The following is a 15,224-nucleotide window of genomic DNA, read 5'->3' as shown; positions in this document are numbered from 1 at the left end:
ATGAAAAAACCGGAGCAGTTTGCTCCGGTTTTCCATCCGCCGAGATCCGTCACCCGGCCGTGCGAGCTTCTTCAACTGAACAGTATTCGAATAGCGGCGAGGACCATCATGATGGCGAGAAAGATGAAGGCTCGCTTGAGCAGGCTACCGAGCCAGGGCAGCTGGACGGACAGCTCGGATATCCAGGCCGTCGGCGAGTTACCCTGCTTGATCGTCTGAACGAACTTGAGGCTGCCTATGAACATCCCCAGGGCCAGGGTATTTGCCAAGGCCGGAACAGCCCGCGCCCACACCCAGAGCAGCCCTGCCAGGCAGAAGCACGGCACCAAGTGGCGAAGCAGCAGTACGCCCGCCCCACCTCGCGCCATTTCGGGGAATAGTCGGACACTGATAGCGACGTCCGCTCGTGTACAGGCGCGTGCAAGCGCTGCCCAGATCATTGCCGCCCACTTCAACGGGACGACCATGATGATGCCGACGAATGACGCAAGCGCCACTGTGACAAAGGCGTCTCCTACTGAATCAACCGAACGGCGCAGCAGACCGACTGCGCTGAACGCAACGGACAGCACTACCGCGATATAAACATAGGCGGCTCGCCAGCCCCCATGAGGCCACCAGGCGCGCCAGTCCTCCAGGTAGAACCCTTCGAGCTCGTTCGCAAGCTCGGTGCCGCGACGCTCGACGCGCCCGGCGGTCTCCACGCAGGCCTGCCAGTCGGCTTCCGACAGATCGTCCGCAAATAGTCGCCTTTCACCCGCCGTCATCGGCTTGAGCAGGAACCACGCTGCCCTGTCCCGCGCCGTCGTCGGTTTTGCAACGGCCAGTGAGCGTTTCAAACCGTTATGCAACTCATACGCTTCACAGCGACGGCACAGCGCATCCCATTGGTCAGTGCCACACGGGAGGTGCCCGTGCTCTTCACGCCAACCCAACAGATCGCAAAGACGCTCGAAGAACGCGGGCGTCCAGGTCTCTTCCTGCCAAAGGTAATCGAGAAGGCGCGCTTCGAAGCTGCTGCGGTAGTCGAACGGCTGCAGCCAATCACTTGCGAGCGCACTCTGGAGCACAGCCATCGCATGCCGTTCCTGGCCGCCTACGAGCGCCTCATGCATGTCGCCCAAGGCTTGCGTCATCAACCGCTGCGCCAGCATTTCCAGATCATGTCGCGGCAGGTAATCCGACTGACCGGGGGAAAACCAGCCCAGGTTTTCCTGAGCCCAGGGCAACACCTCGACACTACCGTCTTCGACGCAACGCTCAAGCAATCCCAGCTCGAACGCTCTTACCTGCCCGGCATTCCTGGCCTGCTCCAGCGCCTCATCGAGCGGAAGCTCGAACCACGCCTCGATATCCACAGGCGGCGGAGCCGGCTCTGCCAGGGGTGTTTCGTTCAGGGTAAAGGCCGACCATGGATCAACATCGAAGGTCGCCGGGGCGGCATCAAGCGGTTGGGAACGGGGCGCGACCTGTTCGACCATGGTTACCGGCATAGCCGGCGTGGCAGCGGCCGGGTAGGCATCCTCTTCGAGCGCATCCTCCTGCTCGGCCCGCCATCGAACGTCCTCAAGCGCATCTTCATAAGCATTGCGCAGCCGCTGGAATGCTTCGGGATCATCATCCGGCCGGTTCTGCTTCAACAGCCTCGCATAGGCTCGCTTGATGGCGCGCTCGTCGGCGTCGTCGTCCAGGCCCAGCGTCTCCCAGAATGTCGTATGCATCTCAGAAGTCCCGCTCGAAACTGTCCAGACGCTCGGTCACCGCCGCCCGGGCCTCGCGGATTGCACGTTCGTCCTGGCCTTCGAGGACATGGTGAAACTGCTGCGCGAGCTCGCCGATATAGCCACGACGGTCCCCCAGGCTTTCCTGGTAGAGCCGATCGAGCCGGGCGATCACCAGCGAGTTGACTTGCTGGTCCCGGGGATGGACCTTGAGCGACTCAAGCGCCGCGAGGCGTTTGCGGATCTCCTCTTGGCTCAACACACCTGGGTTGTTCTCGATGACGAGGCTGCGGGTCTCTCCGGTAAGCGGAATGTGCACCTGGGCTTCGAGCAGGCCGTTGATGTCATAGGTGAAGCGAATCTCGACCGCCACCTCCCCTGCCTTGCGTGGCGGGACAGGGACCTCGATATCACCCAGGAAGATGTTGTGCTTCACCAGGCGGCTTTCACCCTGGTAGATCATGACCTTCACGGCTTTCTGGTTATCGGACATCGTCCATACCGTCTCGACCCGGCTGACCGGCACTACGCTGTTGCGCTCGATGATCGGCAGGTAGTGGCCGGATTCATGCTGCAAACCGTGCCTGACCGTGGTTTCCACGCCCAACGTATAGGGACAGACGTCCGTAAGCACGACTTCCTCGAGCGAGGCGTGGCGCGCCTTTAGCGCTGCCTGGATTGCCGCGCCCTGCGCGACCACCTCGTCCGGGTTGAGCTGCATGGCCGGGATGCGCCCGAAGAGGCTCGCAACCAACTTGCGTACCAGCGGCATGCGCGTAGTCCCGCCGACGAGCAGCACTTCGTCCAGCTCCGCCGCCTTGATGCGGGCATCACGCAATGCGCGTTCGATGGGCGCACGCAGCCGCTCGAGCAACGGCTGGTAGAGCTTGAGCAGATCGTCCTGGCTGATATCGAGCGACCACTCACGCTCGTTTTCGCGGACCACGAACGTGGCGGAGGATTGCTGGCCGAGAGCATGACGAATCCGCTGGGCCTCGCGGCGCAGGCGGTGGCGGAACGCGCCAGTATCCAGATCCGGGAACCCGTCACGCGCAACCGATTCCACGAAATGCTGGACAAGGCGGTCATCGAAATCCTCGCCGCCAAGAAAGTTGTCCCCTGCACTGGCTCGCACTTCCATGACACCCTCGAAGAGCTCGAGCACCGAGACATCGAAGGTCCCGCCGCCCAGGTCGAATACCAGAAACGTAGCCTCGTCCTTGTGATGCAGGCCGTACGCCAACGCGGCCGCGGTTGGCTCGTTGATCAGTTTCTCGACCTTGAGCCCGGCCAGTTCCCCGGCAACGCGCGTCGCCTTGCGCTGTGCGTCGCTGAAATAGGCCGGCACGCTGATGACCGCTTCGGTCACCGGCTCACCCAAGGCGCGTTCTACGTCCTCCTTCAGGCTACGCAGCACCATGGCCGACAGCTCTTCGGAGCGGTAGGCCCGGTGGCCTAGCAACGTCTCGTGAGCGCTGCCCATGTGCCGCTTGAAAAGCGCTGTCGTGAGGTGAGGATGCGTCTGCAAACGCTCGCGTGCGACGTCACCCACGATGAGTTGGCCGTGATCGTCTAAACCGACGACGCTGGGCGTCAACGTCTTGCCCAGGGCATTGGGAATCAGGCGCGCGGTTTCGCCGCTCCATACCGCTACCAGACTGTTGGTGGTTCCCAGGTCGATGCCAATGATCATCCGTGTTCGCTCCTTGTGTATCTACGGGCGAACCAACGCCCGAACTGCGGCGGGCTATTAGAGCCGCGCACGCTGCAGGGGTAAAGGTGATCCATGACACACGCTGTAAAAAAAGGGACGACGGACTGTCAATGTTCAGGAACAGGTAATCCGAGGGTGCGCCTGTCAGGTACACGGAGCCTCACCAGGGCGCCTTGAGTCCCTTGAACACCTATCTCGACTTTCAAAGGTGATTTGCCATGCCCTCTTCTCGCCCCCTCGCTGCTGTTACGGGCGCTTCAAGCGGTATCGGACTGGAACTGGCCAAACAGTTCGCCCGCAACGGGCACGACGTGTTGCTCCTTTCGCGTGGCAAAGGATTGGACGAAGCCGCCGAGACGATTCGCGCCCTGGGTGCGGACGTGCAGACGCTTGCCGTGGACCTGGGTGCGGCGGATGGCGCGGACCAGGCCCTAGACTTCTTCCGCAGCCAGGGCCGCCCACTGGCTGCCGTCGCGCTGAATGCCGGTGTCGGCCTTGGCGGGGCATTCGTGGGCGGAACGGCACTGGAAGACGAGCTTTCACTCATCCAGCTGAACATCGTCGCCACTGTGCGCCTGACCAAGGGCATCCTCTCTGACATGGTGGCATCCGGAAGCGGCCGGGTGCTGTTTACGTCGTCCATTTCTGCCACCGCTCCGATCCCCTTCGAAGCGGTTTACGGCGCCTCAAAGGCATTCATCAATTCCTTCGCATTCGCGCTGCGAAATGAAATCAAGGACTCAGGTGTTAGCATCACGGTATTGATGCCCGGACCGACCGAGACCAACTTCTTCCACCGCGCAGGCGAGGACGATACCCAGGTTGGCGCGGGCGCCAAGAACGACGCCGCACAAGTTGCCGCGCAGGGCTACGCCGCACTGATGCAGGGCCTTGAGCACGTCTACGGTGGTGGGCCGGAGGTCCAGCACGAGGGCGAGGTGCTCAATCGCATCGAGAGCGAGGACCAGAAGGCCCAGCGGCACCGTGAATGGTCCGAACCGGGTTCAGCCCAGAGCTGAATGGGCCCAGCGACCATGGTGCGAAGGCCCGTCACAACGATTACGTCGCGACGGGCTGAACGTTCAGAACAGCCACTGCATGCCCAGGCTATAGCTGGCTTCGCTGCCGTCATCATTGCCGAGGCGACCACTGCCCTCGGCGTATACGGCCAGGTTGGGCGTCAGCAGGAGCTGCGCCCCCGCACGAGCTCGCGCAAAATGCTTGTCCGTATCGTCCAGGGCAACATGTCGAACCGAGCCGTCGGCGCGGCTGACGGCCATGAACCGCTCGCTGTAGCCATCTGCCAATTCCTCGACCCAGGCAAGGCTTGCATAAGGCTGAAGCGCGCGACTGCCGCTCAGGGGCATAAGCCCACGCAACTGCCAGCCCAGGCTCAGCTCGAGCGAGTCGAAGGTTTCCTTGCTGACATCAAGCGCCGTCCGGCGGGGGCCACTCTCCTTGTAGCCATCCACGCGGTAGCGGGCGTAATCCAGGCCTAGCATCGGGCCTGTACGAAGCGCGCCGAGCCGCCAATCAAACCCGGTCTGCGCGCGCGTGGCCCAGTACCAGGCCGCAGGCGTTGCCTTGAAGCGTTGATCGAGCAGCACCGGGCCGCCATTGCCTCCAATCCGCAGCCGACGGTCAACGTCCATATCGCTGTAACCGACATGCACATCGCCATTCGCCCACACGGGGCCGCCGTTGGCATATTGCGCGTAGGCCCCCAGCTGGAAGGTATCGCTTTCGATGCGGCCATTGTGCTCCAGGTCGTCCTTGCTGCGCTGGTACGCCACGCTCATACCCACGTTCCAGTCGGGCGTCACCTGATAATCACCCAACCCATAGACGCTGGCACGGCGACCTCTTGCATGAGCGCCCTCGTCGAAACCTGCGCCAGGTTGGGCGCCGCCCTCCACCCCCACCAGGCCGTCATAGGTTCCAGCCGCTCGGGGCGCCAGCACCAACGACGTCCAGCGCCGGTCATGAAGCGCGCTTAGAGCCTGGCTTTGCGCGCGCAGGGAGTTCTGTATGGCGCGCTGCGTGCCTGCGCCTGAGAACGCGGCGTAGCGCAGATCGGTATTGGTCGCTTCGAGAATCAGCCGGCTGAGCAGGCGCGAATACAACGCCAGCCGCTCGGCGATGCGCTGCTCGCCGAACGCGGCCGTCAGGGTCTGTTCGTTGTCGAGCGCGGGGGTATGCCAGGTAGAGCCGCCGGGGATTGCAGGGTTGGTCGTCTGCTCGTAGCCATCGAGATCGCCGATCGACCAGTTGGTGGACTCAAGATAGAGAACCGGAATGTTCAAGGGATTGAAACTGTCGCCGTCGCTGCAGCACCCCGTGCCCGCCGGGTAACTCGGATCGAGGCCGGGATTGGTTCTCAGGTCTATCCCCAGCTCCGAGGCGATCTCGAACACCCGCGTGCGAAGTGCTGCCAGCTCCGGTCGAGTGACACTATTGGTACCGGCATGGGCATACATGAAATCGCCGGTGATAAGGCTGTCGATGTTGATCATGCCGGTGAGCGCCGAGCGCGCTGTTGCGTCGAGCGAGGCCACATAAGCCCTCGAACCGCGCAGGCCCTCCTCCTCGGCGCCAAAGCCGATAAAGGTGACGCCATCTTCGAGATCAAGACCACTCAGGTTACGCGCAAGCTCGGTGAGTACGGCCGCGCCCGAACCGTTGTCATCCAGCCCTTGCAATGTCGGCCGTCCAAAGAACGTATCGAAGTGGGCGCCCACCACCAGTTCGCGCCCTGTTTGTCCGGCGGCGCGTGCAATCACGTTCTGGGAGTTTCGCGTCTGGCCACCCACGACCCAGCTGAAATCCTGCCGGCTGGTGCTATAGCCGGGGCCCATGCGCAACTCCATCCAATTGGCCGCCCCCTCGAAATTCGCGGTGCCGCGGTAGCGGCCAGGGTACTCGCTGATGAGCCGGTCAAGTGTCTGGCCGGCATATTGACCGTACTCGTACGCGGAGACGTTTCCGGCCAACGCCAGACCGGCCACCGCCAATGCTACCTTCATTGGTTTTGCCACAGTGTGCTCCTGCTTTCTTATATGAACCCTTGGGTTTAGCAGGAAACGCGCCGGAAGCCAGAACGATCACAAAAGAGACAAAGCCTTTTACGGTCTGACACCGAGCAATACTGAGCCTGGATTAGTCGCGGGGCACGCCTTCTCTAGGTGCACTACTTGGACGAATTCGCACTGGCGTAGGGCAACACCTGTTGCGACCCGTAGGGCTTGCACCCTACTCGCTCAAGCGACTCCCCTCGACCATCGCCCGCCAAATCAGCTACAGGCTACTCAGGCGGGCAATCCGATGGAGCGCCCCTCAGCTGCCCTGGCAATGGAATCACGGCGCCGCTTGCTTCAGGGCCTGGATACGTTCCGCTGTGGCCGGGTGTGTCGATACATAGCTGCGCCATTGGCCGCCATCCTGGGATGAGCAAGCGTTCTCCGACTCATCGCAGTGGGTCCGTTCCAGCCGGCTGAGTATATCGGCAAGCAGCGAAGCCGGCCGCCCGGTGCGATCCAACGCCAAGGCAGCGTAGTGATCCGCCTCGTACTCGAAGTCGCGGGAATACCCCAGTTCGGTCAGGATGACGGGCACTGCCGCCACGATGGACGATACGGAGGAAACGTCCCCTACGACGGCCATCGCCAATACACCAAGCGCGGAGCTTTGTATAAGCCGACGCAGGGCGTGCCGCCTGTCCACGTGCCCCATCTCGTGAGCCATTACGCCGATCAGCTGTTCGTCGTTAGCGGCAAGCTCCACCAGTTGGTCCGTGAAGACGATCGTGCCGGACGGCAAGGCAAGCGCATTGGGCCCAATCGACTCTCGCGCATCCCGGAACACAACCTCGACCCTGAGCTCAGGGGCCGCGTGCTGGGCGAAATCCATCAGCGTTTTTCGGAGCTGCGCCTGCCGCTGCTCAGGCAGACGACTGGGCGATAACAGCCCCTGGTCCAGCGCGGCCAGGGCGCCATCGCCGACCTGGCGGCTGACGCTCTCAGGCAGCGCGAACGCCAGGGCATGCGCGCCTGCCGGGACGCCGTAGCGGATACCGCCCCAGGCGAAAAGGACAGTGACGATCAGGCCAATCGCAACATACCGCCAGCTGGATTCAAGCCGATGAGCCAGGCCCGAGCGTTTCCGTTCGCCCTGGGTCAGCCGATCCACACCGTCGTTGTCCGGCGTCTCGAAGCTGCCTTCGCCAGGGAAACGCACGAACCGCGGCGTATTGCCGATTCGCGATGACACATCGAGACGGTCGACCTCAGACGGGCCAGCCAGTACTGCGCCGCCCGCCCCGCGCGCCTCCAGACCCAATTCCGTCCGATGGAGCGTCGCGACCTGTCGTGACGAGCGTCCCTCGGTCGAAAACCAGCCAGAAATCACAGGCCCAGGTCCACGCTGAAGAATTCAGCCACCTCGCCGCCCGACGCCGTTGCGGCCTTGCGCTGCTCGGCAACAAAGCCCTCGAGATCGCCTGCAACATCCAGACTACAGTGCTCGGCCGCATAGCGGGCCGTCCGCACTTTGGCCCACGGGTAGAAAAGGCCGAGCGTGAACAACATCGCGAGGCCGTTGGTAACTACCAGCGCAGCGTAGGACCTATAGCGGTAGTGCGCGCCCACATTGTGGTCACGCAGGGCAATCGACGAATAGAACAGGTTAGTGAGCGCGACTCGGAAATAGACGAAGACAGCCAGATATGCGGCCATACCCGGCAGCCACCAGCTGCCCAGCGCCGCCGCAACAGCGAAGGCTGCGCCAAAGCTGACACCGATCACCAATAGCCCGATGAGACATACCACGTAGTAAGCCTTCACGCCGGCCTTGAAGGTGAAGGGCGCCGACCCGTAGCGGACGTGCTTGGCAATGAATTGCTGCTGACGCTGGAGCGAGACGGGCGACAGCAAACCCAGCGTCAACATGGCCAGCAGCGGCCAGCCAACGAAAACCGCAATGGCACGCCCGACGCTGCCATCGAAGCCGAACCGTACCCCGCGCCAGGCGGTGTTATGGAAGCGGAAGCTCAGGCCTTTCACGATCAGCCAGGGCGTGGCAATGGCGACCAGAAGGCCCGTGAACATACCCGCGGCAGGCCAGACGCTGCCAATCACCGAGTACGCTATGAGCAACACGAACGCGATGATCCGGCCCTTGAGGATCTGCATGGGTTTGGCCAGATATTCGAAGCTGCTTTCATCGATCCGGGTATTGCCGTGGAAATACCGGTTGGTACGCACCTTGGCCCAGGCCGAGTAAATACCAAGCGTAACGATCGTCAGCAGCACATTGACGATCCAGATACGGAAGAACTCGGTACCGTTGCCGGTGAACTGGAAGTTCAAGCGCCTGCGTTGGGGGCCTTCGTCCCCACGCGCAGGGGGCGGTGTCTTTGCCGGCGGAGCCAGGGGCGGCACATCAGCTGGCGAGCGCAGCGGCGGGGCTATCTCCCTGGCCGCAGGGCTGGGTGCCGTACGCAACGCCGCGCTCGACTCAAGACGGACGTTGGCCCCCAATTCATTGAGCTTGATGAGGTAACGTTCAGCATCCAGCTCGCTCAGGCCGCGCTTGAGCACCACCCGTGGCGAGCTGAAGAGCGTCTCAAGCCGGTCGGCGCTGAGTTTGAAGAATTCGGCGAAGTTCTGTTTGACCTGCTCGCGATCGAAGCCATCGGCCACTTCGCCGCTGAAAACGAGGCTATAGGTAGGGTCGGACATGCGCGGTTCCTTTGCTTGGGGCTTTCCTGCGGTGCGTAGGATAGTGGCTCGATGAAATGACGGTAATGGGTGTAAGAAATTATTTCTCCAGGCGGTCGACGCGCGTCTCCGATCGGTCGACCATTAGCCAGCAGCGCTGGCATCAAAGCGTCATGCACCCGCAGTAGCTTCAGATGTCCTTGTCGGTCCAAACTGGAGATCACTATGCCCGCCGTTCCCGCGCTGCTCGATCATCGTCCTCGCCTGCGTGACCTCCAACCTCTGGGCCATCCCGCTGCGTCAGCTTCAGCGCTACAGGAACTCGCACCGCCCCGGACAACACCTGCCGAGGCACTGGCAGACCGCGAAGGCTATCGGGCAGATTTTCTCGGTGACTTTCATGTCGGCTGGCCGGGCGTGGCCGAACATCTACGCAGCGACCTTCTCCAGGTTCCGGGCAGCAATGAACACCGCCTCGACTACACCCATTTTTCTGTTGCCCTCTCGCGGCACCGACGGCTTGCCTGGTTCGTCGGCGTTAACATCGACGGCAAGGCACTCGTAGACATTCCCCGCAGCCGGGATCGCTGGGCCTACGATGGGCGAGTCCCTACGGAAGCGCAGATAGGCGAATTCCTCTACGCGGACAACCTGCTCGATCGCGGCCACCTGGTTCGCCGCCAGGATCCGAACTGGGGGCCCCTGGCAGCACAGGCTAATGCCGATACGTTTCACTTCACTAATTGTTCGCCGCAGATGGCTGGCTTCAATCAGAAGAACTGGCTGGACCTGGAAAACTACCTGCTCGACAACACCCGTCGCTGGGAAGCGCGCGCCACGGTATTCAGCGGGCCGGTTTTCGACGAGTCGGACATCACCTATCGCGGCGTGCAGATCCCGGCGGCTTTCTGGAAAGTCGTGGCGTTTCTAGGGGGCGATGGCAAACCCTCGGCGACCGCCTACATGATCGAACAATCCAAAGAGCTCGATCGCCTGACTGCCCTGTTCGGCCGTTTCCGCACCTACCAGCGCAGCGTACTGCAGATCGAACATCTCACGGGCGTCGACTTCGGGACGCTGCGAGACTATGACGGCTTCAGCAATGAAGAACGCGCCACAGGGACGCGCATCGAGGCGGAGATACGGACGCTCGCCGACATCAGGGCGTAATCCCGGCCACCTTGCGTTCTTGACGGCACACAAGCCCTGGCGGTAATCGATTCGTCGACCTTGCCAGACCGATTCGCTAGAAGCGCTCGGCACTGGCGAGGTAGCGCCACTCCCCGCCCGGTACCTTGCCGATCGAAACACCGCCGATCCGCAGGCGCTTCATGGAACGCACGTGTAGCCCCACGCTCGCACAGAGCGCGCGTATTACGCCGGGTTGCGGGTTCTTCAGCACCAGACGAAGGCGGGTCTCGTTTTGCCAGCTGGCTTTCACGGCCGGGAGCGGTTGGCCCTTCCAGGTTTGGCCGCGCTTGAGCTGTTCGAGGCCATCCGGCTTCATTTCGCCGCTGACCTCCACGGCGTACTCCTGCTCCAGCTTGTAGGCATCAGCGTCAAGCTTGCGCGTCGTTCGCCAGTCCTGGGTGAAGATCACGAGGCCCTCGGCCCCGGCTTGCAAGGGCAGCCGTTCGGCAAGACGTGCGAAATGGCCCTTCAGCACACGCTTGTCGACCGGATCATCCGCCCAGTGTGTCTCTGGATTGAGTATCACCCGCAGGGTCTCGAGCGACACAGCCCGGTCGGACGGCCAGTTCGCGAGCAGCGTAACCGGTTCGAGCGGCGTCGCCGTTGCACCCGGGAGCAGCGCCACGGCCTGCGCATCGACCTTGAACTGCGGCTCATCAACGACAACGCCGTCGACGGTCACCCATCCGCCTTCGATATAAAGCTCGGCTTCACGGCGCGAACAGCCGATGACTTCGATAAGACGTTTGGACAACCTGACAGGATCTGACATGACAGCACCTTCGAATGGGCGGGCATTGTAGCGAGTACCGCGGCTCGCTGCGTGTCGACATCGCGCGCACCGTCCACGGTTAAGAACGGCACGTTTCACTGCTGCCGTATCAAAGCCCTACGAGGGCTGGCAGCCCGCTGATATCGGCAATTTCGGTGTTCCGATAGAAGGGTGTATTGGGTTCGTGCCCGCGATTCACGAACGCCTTGTGCTCGATGTTCATGTAATGCGCCGGAATCAGGTCATAGCGGAAGCTGGACGATACATGCAGCACATCCTCCGGCCCGCAGCCCAGGCTATCGAGCATGAATTCGAATGCGCCTAGCCGTGGCTTGTACACCTTCGCCTGCTCGGCGGTGAACACCTTGTAGAACGGAACGCCAAGCTTCTCGACGTTCGACATGATTTGCTCATTGGCGGCGTTGGAATAAATCACCAGAGGGATCTTGCCGGCAATCTTCGCAAGCGACGCCGTCACATCAGGATGCGGGCCCCACTCCGGGATCGCATCGTAATAGGCCTGCCCCTCCTCGTCCTTGTAAGCGATGCCCCAGCGCTTGCAGGTACGTGCCAGTGCGGCCTTCAACACCTGATCGTAGGGCTGCCAGGCACCGAGCACTTCGTCGAACCGGTAGCCGTTGAAATCCTTGCAGAACGCGTCCATTCGATCCCCTGGGATACGGTCGGCGAACATTTCACGTGCCATGTCCGACATGCGGAAGCGGGTCAACGTGCCATAGCAGTCGAAGGTGATGTATTTCGGGCGGAAGGGGGTCATTGCGGTATCCGTCGTTCGAGATCGTTGGATTCAGGTTGGAAAGGCGGCCCGTCCAGCGTCATGGCAGGCTGGCCAGGCACAGACAGGTAAGGTACGGGTAAAACCCGGCACGTACACGATATCTATGCACCGGGATCACTCATGGTTAAAGTGCGCCCCTGACGAAGTGGCAGGCTAGCCTGCCAGACGCATATCAAGGGGACGGGTCGTGAGCAGGCAATTAAGGCACCATCTCGGCGCATTGATGGTAATGATTCTTGCAAGCATTTCAATTGCCGCTGTACAGGCTGAGCCTCGCCAGGTTGTGGATGTCCTTGGGCGAAGCGTAACTATCCCATCGCCAGCCAAGCGTGTGGTGCTTGGCTTTAACTTTGAAGACTACATGGCCGTCGGTGGCGACTCGGCCTTCGATTCGGTCGTCGGCATTTCCAAGGGAGCCTGGGTAAAAAAGGTGCCCGCGATCTGGGCGCTCTACGCCGCTCACCGGCCGAGCCTGGAGGCTGTCGCTGACGTCGGCGAGGTCGAAGCCCAGAACTTCTCGATTGAAAAGGTCATGAGCCTGCAGCCCGATCTTGTCGTGCTGGCAGCCTGGCAGTTTCAGGGCCTTGGGGACGAAATTGCCCGTCTCGAACAACTTGGCATCCCGGTGGTGGCGATCGATTACAACGCGCAGACGTTAGAGCGCCACGTTGCCTCTACCCTGCTCCTGGGAGTGGTTACCGGTCAGGAGCAAAGGGCTCGCGAACTGGCTGACCTTTACACCGATGCAGTCAACGACGTGAACGCGCGCATCGCATCGGCCGGCAAGCCGCGCCCGCGCATCTATCTCGAGTTCGGCAATCAGGGGCCATCCCAATATTCATTCACCTATGGCAAAAACATGTGGGGCGCAATGGCGACCGCGGCCGGTGGCGACAACATCGCCGCGCCGTACGTCGAATGGTGGGGCCCCATCAATCCGGAGCAGGTGCTGGTCGCCAGGCCGGAAGTCGTCGTGATCTCCGGACGCGAGGACAACAGCAACCCAACGGCAATGCTGATGGGCCCCGGCGTGGAACCGAGCGAAGCCCGCAAGCGGCTTGCGGCATTTGCCAACCGATCCGGTTGGTCGCAGCTCCCGGCCATACAGGACAGTCGCCTCTATGGGGTGTACCAGAACGCCTCGCGGACACTGAGCGATTTTGCAATGCTTCAGTTCATCGCAAAGCAGCTTTACCCGGAGCAGTTCGCCGACATTGATCCAGTTGCCAACTACCTCGACTTCTACCGGAAATACCTGCCGGTGGTGCCCGAGGGCACATTCGCCATAGGCCTTACGGACTGACGCCCGTCATACATGAACAGATTGACTACCGCTGAAACCGATGCGCTTGTCGCTCATCGACTACGCGAAAAAAAGCGCTGGAAGAGATGCCTGCTTTTTTTGGCTCTGGCGGCGGCGTGCCTCGTCATGGACATCGCCATCGGTCCGTCCATGCTCTCTCCGATGGAAGTTCTCCGCTCGCTTCTGAATATCGGCGTCCGCGAGCCGATGACCGATCCGATCGTCCGCGATCTACGTCTGCCGATCGCGCTCATGGCACTCGCCGTCGGCGCTGCCCTGGGTGCAGGAGGGTCCCAGATGCAGACCCTCCTCAATAACCCGATGGCCAGTCCCTACACCCTCGGCATGGCTGCAGCGGCGGGCTGCGGTGCCGCCATGAGCATTGCGTTCGGCGGCTTCGGCCTGGGGGTACTCATCGGCGTGCCGCTCGGCGCATTCGCATTCGCGATGCTCGCCGTGCTCTTTCTTTTTGCATTGGCCAGCCTGCGACAGGCGAGCAGCCACACCATCATCCTGGGCGGCATTGCGATGCTGTTTCTGTTTCAGTCGCTGTTGTCCCTCATCCAGTTCCTTTCGTCCCCAGAGCTGTCCCAGCAGATTCTCTTTTGGCTGTTCGGCAGCCTGGGCAAGGCAACCTGGACGACGCTGGGCATAACGGCCGGCGTCACCCTGCTCTGCTGCGGACTGCTCATGCAGGACGGCTGGAAGCTGGTCGCACTTCGGTTGGGTGAGTCCCGGGCAGCTGCCCTCGGCGTCAGCCTGCGGGTCCTGCGGTTGAAGGTCTTGATCCTCGTCGCGATCATGACGGCCACTGCGACCAGCTTCGTGGGTGTCATCGGCTTCGTAGGACTGGTCGCGCCGCACATCGCGCGGATGATGGTGGGCGAAGACCAGCGCTTTCTGCTCCCGCTCTCCGCGATCTGTGGCGCGTTGATGCTATCGGCAGCGTCCGTCCTTTCGAAGTCGATCATGCCTGGCGCGACCTTCCCGGTTGGCATCGTCACCGCCATCGTTGGCGTGCCGTTTCTTCTATGGCTGATTTTTTCACCGAAAGGTGGCCGCTCATGATTCAGATGGAACATGTTCGCGTCGAGCGAGGTGGCCAGCCGGTGCTCGACGGGATCGATACAACGCTTGATGCGGGCGCAGTGCATGTCGTGATCGGCCCAAATGGCGCAGGGAAGACCACGCTCCTGGGTACGCTCACAGGCACCCTGCCCATGGCCGCTGGGCGCATTGTGCACGGCGATCTACGCCTGGAAGCAGGCCGCAATCCGCGACGCGCGCTGCAGGCGTGGCGCGAGCACTTCGCGTATATGCCTCAGGACTGCAGTTGCGATGCCGCCCTGACGGTGCTCGAAGTCGTCACCCTTGGTGACCTGAATCGCCTTGGTCTTCACCTCGGCGACGAACAGCTGGAACGCGCTGCGGAGAAACTGTCAGGCCTGGGGATCATCCATTTGGCGGATCGCCAGATCGGTTCGCTGAGCGGAGGCCAGCGGCAGATGGTATTTTTCGCTCAGGTCTTGATGCGCGAGCCCAAGGCGATGCTACTAGACGAACCGGTCAGCGCGCTGGATTTGCGGCACCAGGTCGCACTGCTCGATCGCGTTACAGAAGAAACCCGCGCCAAAGGCCTTGTCACACTCGTGGTACTGCATGACCTGAACCTTGCGTGCCAATACGCGGACAACCTGCTCGTCGTCAGCGGCGGCAAGCTCTGCGCGGCAGGTCATCCTCGCGAGGTGGTCACAGAGGCACTGCTTCAGAATACGTATGGCGTACAGGTGGATATCCTTCGGGATCGTCGGGATAGGCCGGTCGTTCAGGCGAGGTCGAGTGCTGTTGACACTCTACGCTAGGGCATTCTCACACCTGCCGTTTAACAAACGGATTCACCAAAGCGCAGCCCGGCACTGACCAAGGCCAGCATGCGAGCGCGGATGCGCCCGCCAAGTCTGCAGTCAGACGGGCGATAAGCGTCCGAAGACCTCCACACCAGGCACCCCG

General features: G+C 61.9%; 12 protein-coding genes. 5 read left to right on the top strand and 7 right to left on the bottom strand.

Annotated features, from left to right (window positions below):
- Nucleotides 1-71: 71 nt before the first annotated feature.
- Nucleotides 72-1,721 carry a J domain-containing protein gene (locus ACY8D3_RS02100; RefSeq protein ID WP_462381380.1) on the bottom strand — a complete coding sequence of 550 codons (1,650 nt, stop codon included), beginning with the start codon at nucleotides 1,719-1,721 and terminating at the stop codon, nucleotides 72-74.
- A gap of 1 nt (nucleotide 1,722) precedes the next feature.
- Nucleotides 1,723-3,414 carry an Hsp70 family protein gene (locus ACY8D3_RS02095; RefSeq protein WP_462381379.1) on the bottom strand — a complete coding sequence of 564 codons (1,692 nt, stop codon included), beginning with the start codon at nucleotides 3,412-3,414 and terminating at the stop codon, nucleotides 1,723-1,725.
- Nucleotides 3,415-3,653: 239 nt separating this feature from the next.
- Here ACY8D3_RS02095 and ACY8D3_RS02090 point away from each other — a divergent pair, with 239 nt between their 5' ends.
- Nucleotides 3,654-4,454 carry an SDR family NAD(P)-dependent oxidoreductase gene (locus tag ACY8D3_RS02090; RefSeq protein WP_462381378.1) on the top strand — a complete coding sequence of 267 codons (801 nt, stop codon included), beginning with the start codon at nucleotides 3,654-3,656 and terminating at the stop codon, nucleotides 4,452-4,454.
- Nucleotides 4,455-4,517: 63 nt separating this feature from the next.
- Here ACY8D3_RS02090 and ACY8D3_RS02085 read toward each other — a convergent pair whose 3' ends face one another.
- The 3 genes from ACY8D3_RS02085 to ACY8D3_RS02075 all read right to left on the bottom strand — a co-directional run bounded on the left by ACY8D3_RS02085 (nucleotide 4,518) and on the right by ACY8D3_RS02075 (nucleotide 9,170).
- Nucleotides 4,518-6,470: an autotransporter outer membrane beta-barrel domain-containing protein gene (locus tag ACY8D3_RS02085; protein WP_462381377.1), complete on the bottom strand. Its 1,953-nt coding sequence runs from the start codon at nucleotides 6,468-6,470 to the stop codon at nucleotides 4,518-4,520.
- A gap of 319 nt (nucleotides 6,471-6,789) precedes the next feature.
- Complete coding sequence (locus tag ACY8D3_RS02080; protein WP_462381376.1) at nucleotides 6,790-7,839, bottom strand: M48 family metallopeptidase; 1,050 nt, start codon at nucleotides 7,837-7,839, stop codon at nucleotides 6,790-6,792.
- Nucleotides 7,836-9,170 carry a YjgN family protein gene (locus ACY8D3_RS02075; protein ID WP_462381375.1) on the bottom strand — a complete coding sequence of 445 codons (1,335 nt, stop codon included), beginning with the start codon at nucleotides 9,168-9,170 and terminating at the stop codon, nucleotides 7,836-7,838. The genes ACY8D3_RS02080 and ACY8D3_RS02075 overlap by 4 nt, the downstream gene beginning before the upstream one ends.
- 204 nt (nucleotides 9,171-9,374) lie before the next feature.
- Between ACY8D3_RS02075 and ACY8D3_RS02070 the strand changes: the two genes are divergently transcribed.
- Nucleotides 9,375-10,319 carry a DNA/RNA non-specific endonuclease gene (locus ACY8D3_RS02070; RefSeq protein WP_462381374.1) on the top strand — a complete coding sequence of 315 codons (945 nt, stop codon included), beginning with the start codon at nucleotides 9,375-9,377 and terminating at the stop codon, nucleotides 10,317-10,319.
- A 76-nt stretch (nucleotides 10,320-10,395) separates the two neighbouring features.
- Here ACY8D3_RS02070 and ACY8D3_RS02065 read toward each other — a convergent pair whose 3' ends face one another.
- Together ACY8D3_RS02065 and ACY8D3_RS02060 are read right to left on the bottom strand one after the other, a co-directional pair.
- Nucleotides 10,396-11,112, bottom strand: a complete 717-nt coding sequence (locus ACY8D3_RS02065) for an rRNA pseudouridine synthase (RefSeq protein WP_462381373.1) — start codon at nucleotides 11,110-11,112, stop codon at nucleotides 10,396-10,398.
- 109 nt (nucleotides 11,113-11,221) lie between these two features.
- The gene (locus ACY8D3_RS02060) at nucleotides 11,222-11,890 is read right to left on the bottom strand and encodes a haloacid dehalogenase type II (RefSeq protein WP_462381372.1); all 669 of its coding nucleotides are present in this window, start codon (nucleotides 11,888-11,890) and stop codon (nucleotides 11,222-11,224) included.
- 208 nt (nucleotides 11,891-12,098) lie between these two features.
- Between ACY8D3_RS02060 and ACY8D3_RS02055 the strand changes: the two genes are divergently transcribed.
- From ACY8D3_RS02055 to ACY8D3_RS02045, 3 genes are all read left to right on the top strand, one after another.
- A complete protein-coding gene (locus tag ACY8D3_RS02055; protein WP_462381371.1) occupies nucleotides 12,099-13,214 on the top strand; it encodes an ABC transporter substrate-binding protein in 1,116 nt (371 codons plus the stop codon).
- Nucleotides 13,215-13,340: 126 nt separating this feature from the next.
- Nucleotides 13,341-14,282 (top strand): FecCD family ABC transporter permease, encoded by a 942-nt coding sequence (locus tag ACY8D3_RS02050; RefSeq protein WP_462381370.1) that lies wholly within the window; start codon nucleotides 13,341-13,343, stop codon nucleotides 14,280-14,282.
- Complete coding sequence (locus ACY8D3_RS02045) at nucleotides 14,279-15,076, top strand: ABC transporter ATP-binding protein (protein ID WP_462381369.1); 798 nt, start codon at nucleotides 14,279-14,281, stop codon at nucleotides 15,074-15,076. The genes ACY8D3_RS02050 and ACY8D3_RS02045 overlap by 4 nt, the downstream gene beginning before the upstream one ends.
- Nucleotides 15,077-15,224: the final 148 nt, after the last annotated feature.

Source organism: Pseudomonas sp. Marseille-QA0892 (assembly GCF_054950135.1).
This window is presented reverse-complemented; position numbering and strand designations above follow the sequence as displayed.